This is a genomic window from Comamonas sp. B21-038 (assembly GCF_022387135.1).
GTDB lineage: Bacteria > Pseudomonadota > Gammaproteobacteria > Burkholderiales > Burkholderiaceae_C > Comamonas > Comamonas sediminis.
This window is the reverse complement of record NZ_CP092462.1, coordinates 1,384,068-1,405,304: the sequence shown is the minus strand read 5'-3', so window position 1 is coordinate 1,405,304 and position 21,237 is coordinate 1,384,068. Positions and strand designations below refer to the sequence as shown.

The following is a 21,237-nucleotide window of genomic DNA, read 5'->3' as shown; positions in this document are numbered from 1 at the left end:
AGTACCATGCGTCGAGGGGCGCAAGCTCCAAACTGACAAGAATCAACGCGCTACGCTGCTTGCTGATAGCTTTGATCCATCAACAAAGGTTAGCAAAGCTAAAACAAGCAACATTTCGAGGCAAAAAAATGCGCCTCTCCCTTGGAAAGCCGATTTTTTGCCGTTAGCATGGCTGTAACCAGCGGAGCACAGCTCTGGCTGGCATAGAGATATTGACACAAGGAAACCAAAACATGGCAACCGCATCCAAGACCGCAGCGCCTGCAAAGAAGCGCACCCCGAACGCAGCTTTCATGAAGCCTCTGACCCCTAGCGCCGAACTGGGCGCTGTGGTGGGCACCGCTCCGCTGCCACGCACCGAGATCATCAGCAAGCTGTGGGTCTACATCAAGGCCCACAACCTGCAAGACGCTGCCAACAAGCGCATGATCAACGCCGATGACAAGCTCAAGAAAGTGTTCGGCAAGCCCCAGGTGTCGATGTTCGAGATGGCGGGTCTGATCGGCAAGCACGTCAAGTAAGCCAGCCCGGTATTTTGCAGCGCCGCTCTTGGCGCCGCACGAAGAACCAGCATCTCCCATGCTGGTTTTTTTACGTCTGTCCGCAGGCATCGCACAGGAGTCCATCGCAGCGTCCCTGGCGTTCAGGTATCGGCCCGAGCGGCACTGGCCCGTCCGCGCAGACCACGGCGCGGCAAACACCGCCCCGCCCATCGCATTCGCGGCTCCGTCACGCGTCTGGAGCTCACCATCTGGCGGCGCCATGCCCCAAGACCCAGGTTAAAGAACGGCGCTGCTGCCGATTTGTCACCAGACCTTTCTGACTGAACAGTTTTCACCCGGCCCTCAGAACATTGATCTATAACAATAAATTCGTTCAATGGAGCAAAAAACCATAGGCTATCAGCGGGCTGCCGCACACAGCACCCCTATTGCGGTCAGGAGATTATTGCGAATGCGACAAATTCTTATTTATAATTCCCTTCAATTATTCACTAGCCAGCCACCACGCTGTTCATCTGACCATGATCGTTTGTGTATGCCGCAGAGTCTCGGACAAAGAGATCGCTCGCCACGCGCATGCGGGGATGTCTTTCGATGAGATCCAGTTCGAACTGGGTGTTGGACTGCAATGCGGCTGCTGCGAAGGTTGTGCCCGCGATGTGGTCGAACAGTGCAGCGCGTCGCGTCCGGTTGCAGCTCTGCGCAATGAAGCTGCAGTGCACCCGGTCCAGCTTGCCACCCCCATCCTGGAAAGCAAAGCATGGAACTCTTCGCCGCTGTCTTCGGTAGCCTGATTCTGGTTGCCGCCTCTCTCTGGTGGGTCTTTCGGAAATAAGCCACCAACGCATTGATATGCCGTGCTGCGGCTCCAGGCTGCAGCATTTTTTATTGCCCTTATGCTTTCACCAGACCCTTACAGCCCCGCCAACAAACTGGGGCGCAATATCGTGGTTACGGGTTCGGTGCTGGCAGCGCACGTCGCAGGTCTTTGGGCCTTGCAGGCGGGCCTGCTCAAGAGTGCGGCCATCGAGATGCCCAAGCCCGAGCCGGTCATGGTGCAGCTGATTGCGCCCGAGCCCATGCCCGTGGTTGCGCCGCCGCCTCCTCCGACACCCAAGCCGCCGCCCCCGGCGCCGGCACCACCGCCAAAACCCACGCCCAAGCCCGTGCCCAAACCTGCACCCAAGCCACAGGCGATCAAGGATCCGACGCCTGCGCCCAATGCAGTGACCGGCACGACGGAGGCCCAGCCACCGGCACCGCCCATCGAGGCGCCGCCACCCGCTCCGCCCTCGCCTCCCCCGGCTCCGCCCGCACCGCCAGCGCCCCCACCTCCACCGGTGATACAGCTGCCGTCGAGCAACGCCGCCTACCTGAACAATCCCGCCCCGCAGTACCCGGCCATCAGCCGCCGCATGGGCGAGACGGGGACCACGATCGTTCGCGCCTACATTGATGAAGAAGGCAAGCCCCAGGAGCTGCAGCTCAAGCAGTCCAGCGGGTATGACCGTCTTGACCAGGCCGCGCTCGATACGGTGCGCAAATGGCGCTTCAAGGCAGGCACCTCCAACGGAACTCCCCGGCCCATGTGGGTCAACGTGCCCATCAAGTGGGAACTCAATTAAATCGTACGGAAATAGGATCAGTTATGGACTCGCAATTCGGCATCGCCCACGTCTGGGCTCAGGGAGATTTCGTGACCAAGACGGTCGCAGTCATTCTGGTGGCCATGTCTCTCGCCTCCTGGATCGTGATCGTCATCAAGGCGCTCGATATCATGCGTTTCAAGAAGTACGCCCGCAATGCCCAGGATTTCTGGCACAGCGCGGACTTCGCTGCCGGCCTGAGCAAGCTTGGCGAGCAAGGTGACAACCCCTTCCGCCAGCTGGCTATCGAAGGCCGCGAAGCCACCGCCCACCACCGCAAAACTGCCGAGCACCTGCATGACTCGCTGGATGTCAGCGACTGGATCACACGCTGCCTGCGCAATGGCATCGATGAGTTCACGGCCCGCGCCCAGTCGGGTCTGGCCGTGCTCGCATCGGTGGGCTCCACCGCTCCGTTCATCGGTCTGTTCGGCACCGTCTGGGGCATCTACCATGCACTGGTCGCCATCGGCATGTCGGGCCAGTCTTCGATCGACAAGGTCGCCGGCCCCATCGGCGAGGCACTGATCATGACCGCACTGGGCCTGGCCGTTGCGATTCCCGCCGTGCTGGGTTACAACGCGCTGGTGCGTGGCAACAAGTCGGTGCTCAACCGCCTCAACAGCTTCGCCCATGACCTGCATGCCTTCTTCGTCACCGGCACGCGCCTGAACGTCGATGCCAGCAAGCCCGGTGCCGTCGTCACGCCGCTGAAGAAAGGTGCCTGATCATGGCTTTTGGAACGCAAGACGATGCCGATGAGGTCATGAATGAGATCAACATGACGCCGCTGGTCGACGTCATGCTGGTGCTGCTCATCATCTTCATCATCACCGTGCCGGTGATGAAGCACTCGGTCAACATCGACCTGCCGCGCGCCGTCAACACGCCCGAAGATGCCAAGCCGGACACCATCCAGCTGGCCATCCTGCCCGACGGCAGCTACAACTGGAATGGCAAGGCCGTGACCGACGCCGAGCTGGAAGCCAACATGCAGACCGAGGCCAGCAAGGAGCCCCAGCCTGAACTGCACATCCGCGGCGCGCGCGATGTGAAGTACGAGAAGGTGGCCCAGGCCATGGCTGCGGCCCAGCGCAGCAACCTCAAGAAGATCGGTTTCATCACCGACCAGGTGGGCGAATAAACAGCGCCCTTCCCCTCCCCCCAAGGGCTCCGGCAGGAGCCCTTTTTGCTGCCCGAACGCCGGCCCGGCGCCGCTCCCGGTTTACCCGCAGTGACACCTCAGCGACGCGACAACGCTGCCGGCCCTGCCTAAACTGGACCGCAGGACAAGCGCCGTGGCGACCTGTACTGGCCGAAGCAGCGGCGGGCAAACCGACCATCACCAGCGCCTCCCCCAACTATCCATAGTGAGGAGACACCGATTGATGCAGACGTCCCGCAACCCGACATTTCCCGCGTCTTTGCGCCGGCGCCACATGCTGCGCCTGGCCGTCGCCAGCGCCGCTGCCAGCGGACTGCCGCTGGCCTCCGTCGCCCATGCGGCCAGCGACAAGGCGGCCTTCCCGACCAAGGCCCTGCGCGTGGTCGTTCCCTTTGCGCCGGGGGGTGCCACCGATGTGCTGGCGCGCAGCGTCAGCGACCGGCTCGGCCAGCAGCTGGGACAGCCGGCCATCGTGGACAACCGCCCAGGCGCCGCGGGTTTGCTCGCCTGCGATGCGGTCGCCAAGGCAGCGGCCGATGGCCATACGCTCACACTGGGCACGACCAGCACCATGCTGTCGAACCAGTTCATGTTCAAAAAGCTCTCCTATGATCCGCAAAAGGACCTGGTGCCCGTCATGCGCATCTGCTGGGCACCCATTGTGCTGGTGACCAATGCCCAGATTCCGGTGCGCAATCTGCAGGAGCTGATGGCCTATATCAGCGCCAACAAAGGCAAGCTCTCATATGGCAGTTATGGCATTGGCTCGCAAGGCCATCTGGTGCTGGCCAGTCTGAGCAACCTGACCCAGGCCGACATGAGCCACATCGCCTACAAGGGCGAGGCGCCGATGGTGCAGGACCTCGTCGGTGGCCAGTTGATGATGGGTATTGGCAGCATCCTCTCACTCAAGCAGCATATCGACAGCGGCAAGTTGCGCGCGATCAGCTTTACCGGGCCCAACCGCGTGCCCGCGCTGCCCGACGTGCCCACCTTCGCCGAGCAGGGCCACCGGGAAGATGCATTCACGATCTCTGGCTGGCTCGGCATAGCGGCCACGGGTGGCACCCCTGCCGCTGTCGTCGAGCAGCTGGGTGCCGAGGTACGCAAGGCGCTGCTGACCCGCGAGGTGAATGCCCGGGTGTTGGTGGCGGGCTTTGTGCCCTTCACCGACGACAGCCCCGCACGCTTTCAGGCCGATTGGAAGCGGGAGCTGCCGATCTGGAAAAAGCTGCTCGCCGATGCCGGCGTACAGCCCACCTGAGCCCCGCTGCGGCTCCGGCTCCGCACACACCAGGGCGCGCAACCACGGCACAGTGCATCTGTGCCGTGGTTTTTTGCCTTTTACCACGGCAAATTTCAAATTAACACTGGACTTCACGAATACGAATCGTTATCATTTGCTTCAGTTTTATCCCTGTGAGCACCGCCATGCAAACCATCGCCCGACCCGCCACCCCGCTCGCCGCCGCCAGCAAGAGTGCCAGTGCGTCCCAAGGCCATGCCACGCCATCGGCCGCGCTGGAAAGCAGTACGCTGCTGCAAGGCGCCAAAGCGGTGTCCATCGTTCACAACGGCGCCATCTACCGTCTGCAGACCACCAAGCTCGGCAAGCTGATCCTGACGAAATAAGCCCCAGGCTCTGGCAGCCGCTTGCCGCGCTGCCCGCTTGCGCGCCAGCGCAAGGCTCCGCGCCCGGTAAAAAGCCAACTTCTTGAAGTTGGCTTTTTTATGCCTGTGGGGATGGGCGTGCCGGGGGCTTGCTACACACCCAGCGGCAAATCCGCATGCTTGAGGGTGCGCAGCACAAAGCTCGACTGGCTGTGGCGTATGCCTTTGATCTTGTAGAGCTTCTCGCGCAGCAGGCGCTCATAGTCGCGGGTGTCCTTGACGACAACGCGCAGCAGGTAATCGTACTCGCCGGAGACCAGATGCGCCTCCACCACCTCCGGGATGGTGGCCAGCAACTCCCCAAATTTCTCCAGCGTGTTGTCACTGTGGCTGTCGAGCGTGACCATCACCAGCACCGTATCGCCCAGCCCCAGCGCCTGCGGCGACAGCCGCACCGAATAGCCCTGGATGACCCCGGCCTCTTCCATCTTCTTGATGCGGCCCCAGCACGGTGACGCGCTCAGTCCCACCGCCTGGCCAATCTCCTGCAGGCTGGCGCGGCTGTTGTGTTGCAGCTGGCGCAGAATTTTGCGGTCGAGCGTGTCAAGAAGCATGATTTTCTGCCAGAGTGTTAAATATGGAATATTTTTCTATATTAATGGGTTAATAACAGAAAAACAAAATATTTTTTGCGATGCAAACCCGCATACTTTCTGCATCGAAACACTTTTACCGAAGCCTCTTTCTGGCAGAGCCTGCTTACCGGCAGCCCCTCTCTCCACCAGCCCCCAGGCGGTTACCGCTGCCATGGGGGCTGTTGCATTGCGCCGCCGGCTCGCCCTTTATGTAACAAAACTATTGCATTTGTGCCTCCGCTCCTGTGCATGCCCTGGACCTGCGCCATGGCATAGTGGCGCCCTGGAACAACGACAACAGACCGCCCGCCATGCGTTGAAGAGTTGGGAAATCAGCGCGTGCGAATGGTCAATAAGCAGCTATGTTTAAGCGACTCAACGAACTGTCTGAAAGCCATGGCGCCCTGCGTGCTGGTAAAGGCATGGTGGCCGGCGTCATTGCACTGATCCTGGCCGCCCTGTGCTTTTTGGGCGTGCTGGCTTTTCATTTTCCGCAGTACCTGACCACGCCCGAGCTGCGCCGCAGCTACAACGTCGATGTCATGCGCCAGCTGCTGTTTTGGAGCATGGTGATCGCAGGCGGCCTGTCCGTGGCCCTGATGGTGCTCGGCCGGGTGCGCTGGCTGGCGGCATCCGCCTTTGGCCTGGTGCTGCTGTCGGCGCTGCTCGGTGGCCACAAGGTGCCCGTCGGCAGCTTCGCCACCGATACGCCCTATATCGGTCTGGATTGGTTCATCCTCGATCTGCTGGGCAGCGCGCTGATTTTCATCTTTATCGAGAAGCTGTTTGCGTTGCGCAAGGACCAGCCCGTCTTCCGCCCCGAGTGGCAAACCGATTTCCACCACTTTCTGGTCAACCACATGGTGGTGGGCTTTGTGCTGCTGGCCACCAACCTGATGGTGCACCAGTTCTTTGGCTGGGCGGCTAATGACGGCATCCGGGGCTGGGTGGCCAACCTGAACTTCTGGGTCGCGCTGTTCCTGATCATCCTGGTGGCCGATCTGGTGCAGTACTGGACGCACCGCGCCTACCATGAAGTGCCGTTGCTGTGGCGCATCCACGCGGTGCACCACAGCGTCAAGAGCATGGACTGGCTGGCCGGCTCGCGCCAGCACATTCTGGAGCTGCTGATCACCCGCACCCTGGTGCTCGCTCCGATCTACGTGCTGGGATTTAGCAAGGAAGTGATCGATGCCTATATCATCATCGTCGGCTTCCAGGCGGTCTTCAACCACGCCAACGTCAGCGTGCGCCTGGGCCCGCTGCGCTATGTCATCGTCACGCCCAATTTCCACCATTGGCACCACAGCCAGGATGCCGAGGCACTCGACAAGAACTACGCCGCGCATTTTGCATTTCTGGACTACCTGTTTGGCACCGCCGTCAAAAGCGACAAGCTCTGGCCCACCAACTATGGCGTGCTCGGTGACTATGTGCCCAATGGCTTTTTCAAGCAGCTGAAGTTTCCCTTCACCTGGAAAGGCTGAGCACCACTTGTGCCGGCGGGATGCCCTGCTCTATCGCTTTGATCAACCATGTCACTTCCTTCTGATTTTCGCGCCCGGGCGATGGTGCTGGCCGCTGGCCGTGGCGAGCGCATGCGGCCCCTGACGGACCACACCCCCAAGCCACTGCTTCCCGTGCAAGGCAAGCCGCTGATGCAGCACAGCATGGAGCAACTGGCCCGCGCCGGCGTCCAGCGCCTGCTCATCAATACCGGCTGGCTGGGCCAGCAGGTAGCCGACGCCTGGCCGGCTGCGCCTGCGCTGGCCCAGCTGGGCGGCGAGCAGTTGCAGATTGTCTATTCCCGCGAGGACCTGGATTTCGGCGGCGGCATCGAGACCAGCGGCGCCATCAGCCGCGCACTGCCGGCGCTCGACGATGCGTTCTGGCTGGTCTCGGGCGATGTCTTCATTCCCGGCTTTCCCTTTGATGAGGCCCTGCGCCAGCGCTTTGCCGACAGCGGCGACCTGGCCCATCTGTGGCTCGTGCCCAATGCACCGCACCACCCCCGGGGAGACTTTGTACTGACGGCCGAAGGCCGGGCCGAGAACCCGGCTGCGGACGACCCGCGCCCGCGCCTGACCTACTGCTCGGTCGCGCTGCTTAAAAAGGACTTGTTCCGCGCGCCCTACTGCGATATTCCAGCCGGCAATCCGCAGGGCACGAAGATGCCGCTGGTGCAGCAACTGCGTGCGGCGATGCAGGCGGGCCGCTGCAGCGCCAGCCGCTATGACGGCCACTGGGTCGATGTAGGCACGGTGGAGCGCCTGCAAATGCTCAACCCCTGAGCCGCAGGAGCAGCACCAGGGCCCAGGCCGGCCCTGACGCCACGCCCTGGCAGGGTGGCGGGGATTGCAGCCAGCCCCACTACTCTGTCGACACGGTGACAGAGGCGGCGACATTGGCGAATGATCTTACTTGCCAACATGATTTATTTATCAAACACTTAGATATAAATCCACCAAGAAGGGCAAGGCCTGAACGTCCGACATCATAAAAACCCCAATACCGAATCACCCCGGCTTGCCCACAATGCAAGGCGCAAGCGGGCATCCGCAGGCGCCTATAAAACCATTCGGCACAGCCGGGGAGACAAGTCATGCAGATGAAAAAATTGGCCTGGGGTATGGGGTTGGCAATGGGCCTGGTGGCCGCAGGCCCCGTGTTGGCGCAGACGACGATGCGCATCAGCATCTCCGTGGCCCAGAACTCGCACCAGGGCGTGGCCATTGACACCTTTGCTAAAGAAGTTGAGCAGCGCACCGGCGGCCGCTACAAGATCCAGACTTTCTACAACGGCGCGCTGGGCGGCGAGCGCGAATCGATCGAAGCAGTGCAATTGGGCACGCAGGAGCTGGCCTTCAGCTCCAGCGGCCCGGTGCCCAATTTTGTGCCCGAGACCAAGATCCTCGATGTGCCCTTTCTGTTCCGCGACAAGGCGCATGCGCGTGCGGTGCTCGATGGGCCCATCGGCAACGAACTGCTGGCCAAGTTCGACAGCAAGGGCTTCAAGGCACTGGCCTGGGCGGAAAACGGCTTCCGCCATATGACGAACTCCAAGCGCGCGATCAACAGCCCCGACGACACCAAGGGCCTGAAGATGCGCACGATGGAGAACCCGGTGCACATTCAGGCCTACAAGGCGCTGGGCATCATCACCACGCCGATGGCCTTCCCCGAGGTGTTCACCGCACTGCAGCAGGGCACGGTCGATGGCCAGGAGAACCCACTGCCCGTCATCACCTCGGCCAAGTTTGACCAAGTGCAAAAACACCTGAGCCTCACCGGCCACGTCTACTCGCCCTGCATTCTGGTGATGAACAAGGCCGCCTACGACAAGCTCAGCGCTGACGACAAGACCGCGTTTGTGCAGGCCGCCCAGGCCGCCACCAAGGCCAACCGCGCCCGTGTGGACCAGGACGACACCAATGGCGTGGCCGAGCTGCGCGCCAAGGGCATGCAGGTGGTGGAGAACGTCGACAAGGCCAAGTTCGTGGCCACGTTGGCCAAGACCAATGCCGACTTCGAAAAGCAGTTCGGCAAGGCCAACCTCGACCGCATCCGCAACTTCCAATAAGCGCTGCACCCGGAAAGCTGCCTGCAGCTTTCCATCGCAGCCCCCCCCTCGCCTCCCGCCTCACTGCTGACGCCCACCCAGCGCCAGCAGTTGCTGTGTCAACCCGCGCAAGGACGGTGGCGCCAGGCGGCTTTGCATGCGCCTGCCCACCCCGGTCACCATGAAAAACGCTTTTCTTGCTTTTGAGCGCTGGACATCAGGCATCGCCATGGCCGGCGCCTGCCTGATGCTGGCCATCGCATCCACACTGGGCATGTTCCAGATCATCACCCGTTTTGTGCTCGAAGAGCCCGCCGAATGGACGGAGGTGCTGATCCGCTTCAGCCTGATCTGGATGGTGTTCCTCGCGATTCCGATGGCTTTCCGCCAAGGCGCGATGGTCAGCGTCGATGTACTCAAGCGCTGGGCACCGCCGGCGATGCGCCGCCTGCTCAGCGGCTTTGTCTGCATCGCCACGCTGGCGCTGCTGGCCGTGCTGATCTGGTGGGGCTGGGACTATGCCCGCCGTGGCGGCGTGCAGACGATGGCCGGGCTGGAATCGCTGTCCATGTTCTGGGCCTACCTGGCCGTCCCCGTGGGTGCACTGTTTGCCGTGTTTGGCGTCATCGGCAACCTGCTCGAACCCCAAAATACCGAACTGGAGAACGCGCAATGACCGCCGTGATGCTTTCCACGATGGTGCTGTGCTTTGCGCTCACCGTCTCTGTCGCCGTTTCCATCGGCCTGGCGTCGGTCCTGGGCATCCAGGCCAGCAATGCCAACATGCTCATCTCGGTCAAGGAGATGTTTGGTGCGATCAACAAATTCCCGCTCGCGGCCATTCCGTTTTTCATTCTGGCCGGCAACCTGATGGAGACCGGTGGTATCTCGCGCCGCTTGGTCGAGTTTGCCAAGAGCATTGTGGGCGGCGTCCAGGGCGGCTTGCCGATGACCTGCGTGCTGACCTGCATGATCTTTGCCGCCGTCTCCGGCTCCTCGGTGGCCACCACCTTTGCGATTGGCGCCATCTTGATTCCGGCGCTGATCAAGCATGGCTACCCCAAGAGCTATGCGGCCGCGCTGCAAGCGACCAGCGCCGAGCTGGGGGTCATCATTCCGCCGTCGATTCCGATGATTCTCTATGGCGTCAGCGCCGAGGTGTCGATTGGTGAGCTGTTCATTGCCGGCTTTGGCCCCGGGCTGCTGATCAGTGCGGCGCTGATGGTCTTTGTCTGGGCCTACTGCAAGTACAAGGGCTGGGGCAAGAACGATGGCGAAGGCCGGCTGGGCTTTGGCAAAGCCTTTCTGCAGGCAGGCTGGGCACTGTTGATGCCGGTGATCATCCTGGGCGGCATTTACGGCGGTGTGTTCACCCCGACCGAGGCCTCGGCCGTGGCCGTGTTCTATGCACTCATCGTGGGCATGCTGATCTACCGCGAGATCCGGATCCGGGACCTGTATGCGATTCTCCGCAAATCGGCGATCTCCTCGTCGATCATCATGTTCATCATTGCCAATGCGGGTCTGTTCGCGTTCCTGATCACCCGCGCCGGTGTGCCCGATGCCATCGGCCACTGGCTGGAACAGGTGCTGCAGAGCCCGGCCATGTTCCTGCTGGGCGTGAACGCGGCGCTGTTCATCATCGGCATGTTCATCGAGACCAGCGCGGCGATCATCGTGCTGGCCCCGATCCTGGCGCCGGTGGCGATGCACTTTGGCATCGACCCGGTGCATTTCGGGCTGATCATGGTGGTGAACCTGGCGCTGGGCATGATCACACCGCCGTTTGGCGTCAACCTGTTTGCCGCCTGCACGGTGGCCCGCATATCGCTGGACCAGATCATCAAACACCTGCTGCCCTTTGTCGGGGTGATCTTGCTGTGCCTGATGGTGATCACCTATGTGCCGGGCATCTCGCTGGGGCTGCGGGATCTGGTCTACCGCTGACCCGGTTTTCCCCGTTTGCATCGCTGAGCCACCGCCCGCCGGTGGCTTTTTTGCGTGTTGGCCAACCCTTTTGCGGGCGCAAGCGGCCAGTTACCGCTAAAATCGCCGCAGTCAGGAGAGAGTCGCCCCCGTTGTACCCCAACGCGCAGCGCGGCCGCCGAAGGCGCAGGCTACTGCAGATGCAGCTGCTGAACGCTCAGGCAAAAGGACTGGCCCCGCCGCGCAGCTTAGGCCTGCCGGCGTTCCCAGCTGGAGAGAGGTGGCGCCTGGACGCCATCCACCGAAGGAGCAAGCCCCCAGGCCTCACAGCGGCGGGTGAATCTCTCAGGTAAAGCGGACAGCAGGGCAAACAGCATGCAACCGGCAACGGCTGCATGCCTTGATATTTGCCCTGGAGAGTCCATGTCCGCCAACGCATCCGCCCTGCTGTCCACCCCTTTGAACGCGCTGCACATCGCGCTCGGCGCCCGCATGGTGCCCTTTGCCGGCTATTCCATGCCCGTGCAGTACCCGCAGGGCCTGATGGCCGAACACAAGCACACCCGCACGGCAGCGGGCCTCTTTGATGTCTCCCACATGGGCCAGCTGCGCCTGGTCGGCCCCGACGCCGCAGCCGCCTTTGAAACCCTGGTGCCCGTCGATGTGGTCGACCTGGCCATTGGCAAGCAGCGCTACGGCCTGCTGCTCAATGACGACGGCGGCATTGTCGATGACCTGATGTTCTTCCGCGTCTCGGAGCAGGAGCTGTTCGTCATCGTCAATGGCGCCTGCAAGGTGGCCGATATTGCGCTGATCCGCGAACGCATCGGCCAGCGCTGCCAGGTGCTGCCGCTGCCCGACCAGGGCCTGCTGGCATTGCAAGGCCCCCAGGCCGCTACCGCGCTGGCCCGCCTGGCGCCCGGTGTCGACAAGCTGGTGTTCATGACCGGCGGCGATTTTGATGTTGACGGCATCGCCTGCTTCATCACCCGCAGCGGCTATACCGGCGAAGACGGCTTCGAGATTTCGGTGGCCGGCCACGAGGCCGAGGCGCTGGCACGCAAGCTGCTGGCCCAGCCCGAAGTGCAGCCCATTGGCCTGGGCGCGCGCAACTCGCTGCGCCTGGAAGCCGGTCTGTGCCTCTACGGCAGCGATCTCGATGCCACCACCACCCCACCCGAAGCCGGCCTGAACTGGGCCATTCAGAAGGTGCGCCGCACCGGGGGCGCGCGCGCAGGCGGTTTTCCCGGTGCTGACAAGGTGCTCGCGCAGATCGACAACCCCGCCACTCTGACCCGCAAGCGGGTTGGCCTGGTGGCGCAAGAGCGCATTCCGGTGCGCGAGCAGGTCGAGATCCGCAACCTCGATGGCCAGGTCGTCGGCGTGACCACCAGCGGCCTGCTGGCCCCAACCATCGACAAGCCCATTGCGATGGCCTATGTCGAGCCTGCGCTGGCGGCCATCGGCACGCAGCTGCATGCGATGGTGCGCGGCAAAGCAGTGCCCGTCGAGGTGGTGGCCATGCCTTTTGTCCCTCCCCGCTATTTCCGCGGCTAAAGTAGCTGCTGGGTGCGGCTGTCCGCACCCGCCTGAGCACAATTCACGCCTACAAAACTGGAGTATTCCTATGACGATCAAGTTCTCCCGCGACCACGAATGGATCAACAGCGCCGACACCAATGCCGCCATCGTCGGCATCACCGTCCACGCGCAAGACGCGCTGGGCGATGTGGTGTTTGTCGATCTGCCTGAAGTGGGCGCCACGTTCAACCAGGGCGATGTCGCCGGTGTGGTGGAGTCCGTCAAGGCGGCCGCTGATGTCTTCATGCCTGTGACCGGCGAGATCGTCGAAGTCAACGAAGCATTGCGCAACGACCCGTCGCTGGCCAACTCCGACCCGCTCAACGCCGGCTGGTTCTTCAAGGTCAAGCTCAGCGATGTGGCCCAGCTTGACGCACTGCTGGACGAAACCGCCTACAACGACTTCGCCGCCAACGCCTGATGGCCCGACCCTGCTGCTGGCCTGCCACGGAAGAGTTTGCAGGCCACCAGCAGGATTTTCAGGCCCAGGAGGCTCCGGCCTCCTCCCCTTTTTAGCTTTTCCCCGCTGCCAGCGCTCTTTGATACCGCGCCAGCCCCAACCCCTCCATTTACACCGATCCGGACCATGCTGATGCCCTCCAAAGAGCCCCTTGCCGCACTGGAAAACGCCAGTGAATTCATCGCCCGCCACATTGGACCGGACCCCGCCGATGAGGCCCGGATGCTGGCAGCCCTGGACCTGCCCTCGCTCGATGCGCTGATCGACAAGGTGCTGCCCGCCTCCATCGTGCGCAGCAAGCCGATGGACCTGCCCGAGCCGGTGACCGAGGCGGCTGCGCTGGCCGAGCTCAAGGCCCTGGCCAGCAAGAACCAGGTGCTCAAGAGCTTTATCGGCCAGGGCTACTACGGCACCCTCACGCCCGGCGTGATTCTGCGCAACATCCTCGAGAACCCCGCCTGGTACACCGCCTACACGCCTTACCAGGCTGAAATCTCGCAAGGCCGCATGGAGGCGCTGGTCAACTTCCAGACCATGGTCTGCGACCTGACCGGCATGCCCATCGCCAACGCCTCGATGCTGGACGAAGCCACGGCCGCTGCCGAGGCCATGACCCTGGCCAAGCGCTCGGTCAAGTCCAAGAGCAACCGCATTGTGCTGGCAGGCGATCTGCATCCCCAGACCATTGAAGTCATCCAGACCCGCGCGCAGCCGTTGGGCCTGGAGGTGCTGGTGGCCAACAGCAAGGACGCATGGGAATCTGCGCTGGCAGGTGAACTGTTTGCCGCCGTCATCCAGTACCCGGCTTCGAGTGGCTGGATCGTGGACTGGAAGGCCGACGTTGATGCCATCCATGCCAAGCAGGCTGCGGCCATCGTGGCGACCGACCTGCTGGCGCTGACCCTGCTCACGCCCCCCGGCGAATGGGGTGCCGACATCGTCGTCGGCAACAGCCAGCGCTTTGGCATGCCGATGGGCGCCGGCGGCCCGCACGCCGCCTTCATGGCCTGCCGCGATGACTACAAGCGCTCCCTGCCAGGCCGCCTGGTCGGCGTCAGCGTCGATGTGCATGGCAACCCGGCCTACCGCCTGGCGCTGCAGACGCGCGAGCAGCACATCCGCCGCGAAAAAGCCACCTCCAACATCTGCACCGCACAGGTGCTGCCGGCTGTCATCGCCAGCATGTACGCGGTCTACCATGGCCCGGCCGGCCTCAAGCGCATTGCCCAGCGCGTGGCGCGCCTCACCGCCATTCTCAGCCGTGGCCTGACGCAGCTGGGCTTTGCGGCCCGCCACCATGACAGCGCTTTCGATACCTTGTCGCTGCACACCAAGGATGCCACCGACGCCATCCTGGCCCGTGCGCTGGACCAGGGCGTCAACCTGCGCAAGGCCTGGGACGAATACCTGTGCATCAGCCTGGACGAAACCTCCAGCCGCGCCGATGTGGAGCTGCTGTGGCGCATCTTCGCCCAACCCGGCCAGGCACTGCCCAACATCGAGGCAATGGACGAAGGCAGCACCTCGCTGATTCCCGAAGGCCTGCAGCGCAGCAGCGCCTACCTGACCCACCCGGTCTTCAACACCCACCATTCCGAAACCGCGATGCTGCGCTACATCCGCAGCCTGTCGGACAAGGACCTGGCGCTGGACCGCAGCATGATCCCGCTGGGCAGCTGCACGATGAAGCTCAACGCGACCAGCGAGATGATCCCCATCACCTGGCCCGAGTTTGCCAACATGCACCCCTTTGCACCGGCCGACCAGTTGCAAGGCTATGCGCTGCTCGATGCCCAGCTGCGCGAATGGCTGTGCCAGGCCACCGGTTATGCCGGCATCAGCCTGCAGCCCAATGCCGGCTCGCAAGGCGAGTACGCCGGCCTGCTGGCCATCAAGGCCTACCACGCCTCCAAGGGCGAGTCGCACCGCAATATCTGCCTGATCCCCAGCAGCGCCCACGGCACCAACCCGGCCAGCGCGCAGATGGTGGGCCTGCAGGTGGTCGTCACCAAGTGCGATGAGAACGGCAACGTGGACATGGCAGACCTGAAGCTGGCCTGCGAAAAGCACAGCGCCAACCTGGCCTGCATCATGATCACCTACCCCAGCACGCACGGCGTCTTCGAGACCCAGGTGAAGGAGCTGTGCCAGCTGGTACACAGCCATGGCGGCCGCGTCTATGTGGACGGCGCCAACATGAATGCCCAGGTCGGCCTGGCCGCACCGGGCGAGTTCGGCGGCGATGTCAGCCACCTGAACCTGCACAAGACCTTCTGCATCCCCCACGGCGGTGGCGGCCCTGGTGTCGGCCCCGTCTGCGTGGTCGAGGACCTGGTGCCCTTCCTGCCCGGCCATGCCACCGCTGGCGTGCCCGGCAAGGTGGGCGCGGTCAGCGCCGCGCCGCTGGGCAATGCCGCCGTGCTGCCGATCAGCTGGATGTACATCCGCATGATGGGCGAGCCCGGTCTCAAGCGCGCCACCGAGACGGCGATCCTGAACGCCAACTACATCAGCAAGCGCCTGGAACCTCACTTCCCGACCCTGTACGCCGGTGAGCACGGCCATGTCGCACACGAGTGCATTCTGGACCTGCGCCACTTCAAGGACAGCTGCGGCGTGATGGCCGAAGACGTCGCCAAGCGCCTGATCGACTATGGCTTCCATGCGCCGACCTTGTCGTTCCCGGTGCCCAACACCTTGATGGTGGAGCCCACCGAGAGCGAGAGCCTGTACGAGCTGGACCGCTTCGTCGATGCGATGATCGCCATCCGTGGCGAGATCGCCGAGATCGAAGCGGGCCGTGCGGCGCAGGATGACAACCTGCTCAAGAACGCCCCCCACACGGCCGAAACCCTGCTGGCCAGCGAGTGGAGCCATGGCTACAGCCGCGAGGCTGCCGCCTACCCCGTGCCTGCGCTGCGCCGCGCCAAGTACTGGAGCCCCGTGGGCCGTGTCGACAACGTCTATGGCGACCGCAACCTGTTTTGCAGCTGCGTGCCGCTGGAAAGCTACGGCACCTCGGCTTAGGTCTTAAGATAGCCTTCGGGCTTCTTCCGAAGCGACCCACCGGGTCGCTTTTTTACGCCTTGGCAACTATCAGCAAAAATCAGCCCGGGACTGCACCCGAGCCCGGAGACTTCTCGGCATGGACACCCTTCTCATCATCGCCATCGGCGCGGCCCTTGCCGGCTTTGTGCAGGGCCTCTCGGGCTTTGGCTACAGCATGACCGCCATGGCCTTGTGGGCCTGGACTCTGGAGCCGACACTGGCGGCGGTGCTCGCCGTGTTTGGCGGTCTGTGCGGGCAGCTCATCCAGGCGTTCAAGGTGCGGCGTGGCTTTGACTGGCGCATGCTCTGGCCCTTCCTGCTGGGGGGGCTGTGCGGCCTGCCGCTGGGCTTGCGGCTGCTGCCGATGCTCGATGCCCAGCTGTTCAAGACGGTGCTGGGCGCGATGCTGGTCATCTTCTGCCCGCTGATGGCCTTCTCCCACCGGCTGGGCGGCATCGCGTCCGGGCCGCTGAGCCAGGGCTCTGGGCGCTCGCTGGCCAATGGCCTGGCGGGCCTGGCCGGTGGCGCCATGGCAGCGCTGGGCGGCTTCTCGGGCGTGGTTCCCACGTTGTGGTGCCAGATCACCGGCATGGCCCGGGACACCCAGCGCCAGGTGATCCAGAACTTCAACCTCACGATGCTGGCCGTCACCTTTGCCAGCTATGTGGGCACGGGCCTGGTGAGCCAGCACATGCTGCCGCAGCTGGCGGTCGCACTGCCCGCCATGGTGCTGCCCTCGCTGTGGGGCGCACGGCTCTATGAGCGCATCAGCGATGTGGCCTTCAAACGCGTCGTGCTGGGCCTGCTGACCCTGGCCGGCCTGGCCATGCTGGCCTCCAGCTGGGCTGGAGCTGTTGCATCGAGGTGACAGTCGCACCCGGCTGCTCGGGAGACGAACAGACCCACTCCTATAACAATTGTCAGAGTGTCTCCGTTGCGCTGAGAATCCCCCCCCGCCAGCCCCCGATAATCCAGTCGGCCCCTTTCCCGCCCAGGCAGCCCCAATCCCTGCGCACCCGGCCGTGCGCCTGGAACCGGGCACACCTCTGCCCATGCCCGCACCGCACACCCAGACCCTTTTGCCCGCTGAAGGACTGGACTCCAATGGCCCTGCCCTGGAGTCCATGGCTGCGGGTGCGCGCGGGCTCAGTACCTACCTGGTGATGCTGATGCTGGCAGCAGCCCTGCCGATTCTGGCCGCTGGCATCTACACGGTGCAGCATGTCGCGCAGTCCTACCGGGACAGCAGCCTCAACCGCATGCTCGACATCACCAGCAACCTGGGCCAGGCAGCCGAGTCGGACCTGTTGGGCCGGGCAGCGATGCTGCAGTCGTTCGCAGCGGACGGCAACTTCTCCTCTGCGCAGAGCCTGGACCGGTGGTTGCACCTGACAGGCATGGGCACGGCCAGCAGCCTGGCGCTGCTGCGCGAAGGCCAGGCCCAGCCGGTCTTGGCGTCCTCCGGAGCGCCAGCGCCCCTGCCGGCCCAGCAAGCGCTGGCCGAGCGGGCCCTGCACAGCAGTGCGCCAGTGTTCTCGCAACTCTTCTTTCAGAACGGCATGCCCGCCGTATCGATGGCCGTGCGCGCCGGACCCGCCTCTGCCCAGGTGCTGGTGCTGACCATGCCACCGGCCGAGGCGGTGAGCATCGCCCCCAGCCAGACCAGCGACGGTGTGCTGATCGCCATCACCGATGGTGAAGGCCGGATTCTGGCGCGCTCGGCGCAGGCAGAGCGGTTTATCGGCACCACCGTTCCAGACTGGGCGCGGCTGCAGGCCGTCCATGCCCGCCGCGGCAGCTTCGAAGCCCAGCGTGCCGACGGCGGCGAAGTGATCTTCAGCTTTTACCAATTGCCCAGGACGCCGGGCTGGGTGGTCGTTGCCGGTGAGCCGCTGGAGGACTTCAATGCCCGCTGGCAAACGCCAGTCACCCACATCGTGCTGGCCAGTCTGATGGCGCTGGCCATTGCCGGCCTGCTATGCGCCTGGGTCTCGCGCCAGCTGCTGCGCCCCATCCGGCAGCTGACGGTCAGCACGCGCACCGGCGCCTCCTACGCTGCCGCGACCGGCGGTGGCCAGGTACTGGTGGTGCAGGAGTACGAAATCCTGCGCCAGAGTCTCAGCCGTGCGCGTGCGCGTCTGGAATCGGCACTGGCCGCACAAAAGCAGGTGGCAGCCGCGCTGGCCGCCAGCGAGCAGCGGGCCCGCACCTTGGCCCATGCCGGCGCTTCAGTGCAGTGGAGCCTGGATGCCAAGGGCCGTGCGCTGTCGATCGTCGGCTGGGAGGCGCTGGGTGGCGCGCCCGATGCACAAGCGCTGCAACTGGGCTGGCTGCGACAGGTCCACCCTGAGGATGCCGAGCAGCTGCAGCGCCAGGCAGCGCAGTTGCTGACGGACCATGGCCACACCTTGGATGTGGAGCTGCGTTTGCGCACCCGCGATGGCACCTGGCGCTGGATGCGCGCACGGGGAGCGGCGATCCTGGATCCGCAGCAGCGCATCAGCGAATGGCTGGGCGTGCTGGAAGACGTCGACGACCGCAAGCGTGCGCAGGCCGAAGTGGCCTATCTGGCGCTGCACGACCCGCTCACCGGTCTGCCCAACCGCAGCCTGCTGCAAAAGCCGATCCGCACCCAAGGTGGCACGGCAGGGGCCTTGCTCTACCTGGACCTGGACCGCTTCAAGCAGGTCAACGACACGCTCGGCCACGCCACCGGAGACGCACTGCTCTGCGCAGTGGCAGAGCGCCTGCGCGAGCTGCTGCGTGATACCGATCTGGTGGTGCGCATGGGTGGTGATGAATTCTGCATCGTGCAAAACGCCTCATCGGCGCAGGCGGCCGCAGGCCTGGCGCAGCGTGTCATTGACCGGCTCAGCGCCGACTATGAGATCGAGGGACAGCGGGTGAGCATCGGCGTGTCCGTGGGCATTGCCTTGTTGACCCAGCCTTCTGACACCCAGGATCCCGACAGCCTGCTGCGCAAGGCGGACATGGCGCTCTACCAGGCCAAGCAGCAGGGCCGGGGCCGCTATGCGTTCTACACCGACGCGCTGGGCAGCGGCAGTCGATAACACGCCCGCCCCCTGCGCGCTGAAACGAAAAAGCCAGCACTGCGGCTGGCTTCTCAGTGCAATGCGCGCTGATTACCGGCCTCGGATATAGGTGTTCACCGCGCGGTTGTGTTCATCCAGGCTCTCGCTGAAGTGGCTGCTGCCATCGCCCCGGGCCACAAAGTACAGCGCCTTGGTGTTTTCCGGCTGGATGGCGGCCATCAGCGAGGCCTTGCCGGGCATCGCGATGGGGGTGGGCGGCAGGCCCACGCGGGTGTAGGTGTTCCAGGGCGTATCGGTCTGCAGATCGCGCTTGCGCAGATTGCCGTCGAATTTCTCACCCAGGCCATAGATGACGGTGGGATCGGTCTGCAGCAGCATGCCGATGCGCAGCCGGTTGATGAACACCCCTGCCACCATCGCCCGGTCTTCAGCCTTGCCCGTTTCCTTCTCGACAATGCTCGCCAGGGTCAGCAGGTCCTGCGGCGTTTTGAGAGGGCTGTCGGGCGGGTTCAGCGACCAGACCGCTTCGAGCCGCTTGTCCATCGCCAGCATCGCGCGGCGCATCAGCGCCAGATCGCTGCTGCCTTTCGAAAATGCATAGGTGTCCGGGAAAAACCGGCCTTCGGCGGGCAGATCAGGGCGGCCCAGCGCAGCCATGATCTCCTCGGGCGTCATCGCTGCACTGTCGTGGCGCAGATGCTCTTCCCTGGCGATGGCTGCGCGCATCTGGCGCAGGTTCCAGCCCTCGACAATGGTCAGCACGCGCTGGCTGTCTTCGCCGCGCACCAAGCGTGCGAGCAGGCTGCGCGGTGAGGTGCCGGCAGGTATCTCATAGTTGCCGGCGCGGATCTTGCGGTCCTGGCCCGAAAGGCGGAACCACCAGTACAGCAGATCGGGGTTGACCTCGATGCCCACCGCTTGCACCGCCTGGGCCACCGCACGCGGCGAGGTGCCGGGCTCAATCTCCAGCTCTACCGTCTGGCCGCCCTTGCCCAGCACCAGCGGCTGGTTCAACCAGAAATAGGCAGCGCCCGCTGTCGCCAGCACCACCACCACGATCAATGTCAATAAACGCTTCACAACCCTACCGCCTCCGTGCCATGGATCGAGCATCATAATTCACCCCATGACTCAAGCATTACAGGGACACCTTTCGCTGCAGCATTTGGGCGTGATCCGCGCCGAGGGCGCCGATGCTGCCAGCTTTTTGCAGGGCCAGCTCAGCCATGATGTGCAGTTGCTGCCCGTGGGCCAGGCCCGGCTGGCGGCCTTTCTGTCGGCCAAGGGCCGCATGCAGGCCAGCTTCATCGTCATCAAGCGCAGCGCCGAAGAGTTCTGGCTCATCACCAGCGGCGATGTGCTGCCCGCCACGCTCAAGCGCCTGTCGATGTTTGTGCTGCGCGCCAAGTGCAAGCTCAGCGATGCCACCGAGGCCGTGCAACTGCTGGGCCTGGCCGGCGATGCCGTTCCCGCCGAGGCACGCAAGCTGGCGCCCTGGCAAGTGCTGGCGCTGGACGATGCCTCCATCGTGCGGCTTTACGCCGCCGAAGGCGAAAGCCGCGCTTTGCTCGCGGCGCCCGCAGCCAGCGCCCTGCCCGCACAGATCACCGGCAGCCCCACGATCACCGCTGCGGCCTGGCAACTGTCCATCGTGCAAGCCGGCGTGCCGCTGATCACAGCGCCCGTGGTCGATGCCTTTGTGCCGCAGATGCTGAACTTTGAATCGGTCGATGGCGTGAGTTTCAAGAAGGGCTGCTACCCCGGCCAGGAAGTGGTGGCACGCAGCCAGTTCAGAGGTACGCTCAAGCGCCGCATGTACCGCCTGGCCTCGGCTGCGCAGCCCGAGCCCGGCCAGGAGGTCTTTGCCGCCAACGACGACAGCCAGCCGGTGGGCACCGTGGTGCAATCGGCCGCCAGCGCATCGGGCTTTGAGGCGCTGGTGTCGATGCAGATTGCGGCGGCCAGCGCGCCTCTGCACCTGGGAAGCAGCACCGGCGCGGCTTTGCAGCTGCTCAGCCTGCCTTATGCGCTCAAGGAAGACATCTGATTT

20 protein-coding genes and 2 riboswitches are annotated in these 21,237 nt (G+C 63.9%); of the genes, 18 read left to right on the top strand and 2 right to left on the bottom strand.

The genetic code is table 11. The features are described from left to right. Nucleotides 1-233: 233 nt before the first annotated feature. The 7 genes from MJ205_RS06240 to hemP all read left to right on the top strand — a co-directional run bounded on the left by MJ205_RS06240 (nt 234) and on the right by hemP (nt 4,946). Nucleotides 234-521, top strand: a complete 288-nt coding sequence (locus tag MJ205_RS06240) for an SWIB/MDM2 domain-containing protein (RefSeq protein ID WP_133855525.1) — start codon at nt 234-236, stop codon at nt 519-521. A 503-nt stretch (nt 522-1,024) separates the two neighbouring features. Beyond that, nucleotides 1,025-1,297 carry a (2Fe-2S)-binding protein gene (locus MJ205_RS06235; protein WP_239811670.1) on the top strand — a complete coding sequence of 91 codons (273 nt, stop codon included), beginning with the start codon at nt 1,025-1,027 and terminating at the stop codon, nt 1,295-1,297. Nucleotides 1,298-1,399: 102 nt separating this feature from the next. After that, nucleotides 1,400-2,128, top strand: a complete 729-nt coding sequence (locus MJ205_RS06230) for an energy transducer TonB (protein WP_239811669.1) — start codon at nt 1,400-1,402, stop codon at nt 2,126-2,128. A gap of 23 nt (nt 2,129-2,151) precedes the next feature. Next, complete coding sequence (locus MJ205_RS06225) at nt 2,152-2,877, top strand: MotA/TolQ/ExbB proton channel family protein (RefSeq protein WP_239811668.1); 726 nt, start codon at nt 2,152-2,154, stop codon at nt 2,875-2,877. Between the two features lie 2 nt (nt 2,878-2,879). After that, nucleotides 2,880-3,293 (top strand): ExbD/TolR family protein, encoded by a 414-nt coding sequence (locus MJ205_RS06220; protein ID WP_239811667.1) that lies wholly within the window; start codon nt 2,880-2,882, stop codon nt 3,291-3,293. A 244-nt stretch (nt 3,294-3,537) separates the two neighbouring features. Then, nucleotides 3,538-4,578 carry a Bug family tripartite tricarboxylate transporter substrate binding protein gene (locus MJ205_RS06215; protein ID WP_239811666.1) on the top strand — a complete coding sequence of 347 codons (1,041 nt, stop codon included), beginning with the start codon at nt 3,538-3,540 and terminating at the stop codon, nt 4,576-4,578. Between the two features lie 167 nt (nt 4,579-4,745). Beyond that, complete coding sequence (gene hemP / locus MJ205_RS06210) at nt 4,746-4,946, top strand: hemin uptake protein HemP (RefSeq protein ID WP_239811665.1); 201 nt, start codon at nt 4,746-4,748, stop codon at nt 4,944-4,946. A 131-nt stretch (nt 4,947-5,077) separates the two neighbouring features. On the opposite strand, the gene MJ205_RS06205 is transcribed toward hemP, so the two are convergent. After that, complete coding sequence (locus MJ205_RS06205; protein ID WP_043341700.1) at nt 5,078-5,539, bottom strand: Lrp/AsnC family transcriptional regulator; 462 nt, start codon at nt 5,537-5,539, stop codon at nt 5,078-5,080. Between the two features lie 383 nt (nt 5,540-5,922). On the opposite strand from MJ205_RS06205, the gene MJ205_RS06200 reads away from it, so the two are divergent. From MJ205_RS06200 to MJ205_RS06155, 10 genes are all read left to right on the top strand, one after another. Continuing rightward, nucleotides 5,923-7,047: a sterol desaturase family protein gene (locus MJ205_RS06200; protein WP_239811664.1), complete on the top strand. Its 1,125-nt coding sequence runs from the start codon at nt 5,923-5,925 to the stop codon at nt 7,045-7,047. A 48-nt stretch (nt 7,048-7,095) separates the two neighbouring features. Continuing rightward, a complete protein-coding gene (locus tag MJ205_RS06195) occupies nt 7,096-7,851 on the top strand; it encodes a nucleotidyltransferase family protein (RefSeq protein ID WP_239811663.1) in 756 nt (251 codons plus the stop codon). 311 nt (nt 7,852-8,162) lie between these two features. Next, nucleotides 8,163-9,140, top strand: a complete 978-nt coding sequence (locus MJ205_RS06190) for a TRAP transporter substrate-binding protein (protein ID WP_239811662.1) — start codon at nt 8,163-8,165, stop codon at nt 9,138-9,140. A 160-nt stretch (nt 9,141-9,300) separates the two neighbouring features. Beyond that, entirely contained in the window at nt 9,301-9,795 is a 495-nt protein-coding gene (locus MJ205_RS06185) for a TRAP transporter small permease (protein WP_239811661.1), read from the top strand. Continuing rightward, the gene (locus MJ205_RS06180) at nt 9,792-11,066 is read left to right on the top strand and encodes a TRAP transporter large permease (RefSeq protein WP_239811660.1); all 1,275 of its coding nucleotides are present in this window, start codon (nt 9,792-9,794) and stop codon (nt 11,064-11,066) included. Before MJ205_RS06185 ends, MJ205_RS06180 begins: the two co-directional genes overlap by 4 nt. Before the next feature lie 102 nt (nt 11,067-11,168). Next, nucleotides 11,169-11,288, top strand: a riboswitch (glycine riboswitch). Between the two features lie 17 nt (nt 11,289-11,305). Next, nucleotides 11,306-11,417, top strand: a riboswitch (glycine riboswitch). Between the two features lie 51 nt (nt 11,418-11,468). After that, complete coding sequence (gcvT, locus tag MJ205_RS06175; RefSeq protein WP_239811659.1) at nt 11,469-12,602, top strand: glycine cleavage system aminomethyltransferase GcvT; 1,134 nt, start codon at nt 11,469-11,471, stop codon at nt 12,600-12,602. A 70-nt stretch (nt 12,603-12,672) separates the two neighbouring features. Continuing rightward, nucleotides 12,673-13,047 (top strand): glycine cleavage system protein GcvH, encoded by a 375-nt coding sequence (gene gcvH, locus MJ205_RS06170; RefSeq protein ID WP_239811658.1) that lies wholly within the window; start codon nt 12,673-12,675, stop codon nt 13,045-13,047. Between the two features lie 165 nt (nt 13,048-13,212). Then, on the top strand, nt 13,213-16,113 hold the full coding sequence (gene gcvP, locus MJ205_RS06165; protein ID WP_239811657.1) for an aminomethyl-transferring glycine dehydrogenase: 2,901 nt from the start codon (nt 13,213-13,215) through the stop codon (nt 16,111-16,113). A gap of 118 nt (nt 16,114-16,231) precedes the next feature. Beyond that, on the top strand, nt 16,232-17,002 hold the full coding sequence (locus MJ205_RS06160) for a sulfite exporter TauE/SafE family protein (protein ID WP_239811656.1): 771 nt from the start codon (nt 16,232-16,234) through the stop codon (nt 17,000-17,002). A 184-nt stretch (nt 17,003-17,186) separates the two neighbouring features. Further along, nucleotides 17,187-19,205, top strand: a complete 2,019-nt coding sequence (locus MJ205_RS06155) for a diguanylate cyclase domain-containing protein (protein WP_239811655.1) — start codon at nt 17,187-17,189, stop codon at nt 19,203-19,205. Between the two features lie 72 nt (nt 19,206-19,277). On the opposite strand, the gene mltG is transcribed toward MJ205_RS06155, so the two are convergent. Next, nucleotides 19,278-20,303: an endolytic transglycosylase MltG gene (gene mltG / locus MJ205_RS06150; protein WP_239811654.1), complete on the bottom strand. Its 1,026-nt coding sequence runs from the start codon at nt 20,301-20,303 to the stop codon at nt 19,278-19,280. A gap of 10 nt (nt 20,304-20,313) precedes the next feature. On the opposite strand from mltG, the gene ygfZ reads away from it, so the two are divergent. Beyond that, a complete protein-coding gene (ygfZ, locus tag MJ205_RS06145) occupies nt 20,314-21,234 on the top strand; it encodes a CAF17-like 4Fe-4S cluster assembly/insertion protein YgfZ (RefSeq protein WP_239811653.1) in 921 nt (306 codons plus the stop codon). Nucleotides 21,235-21,237 lie beyond the last annotated feature (3 nt).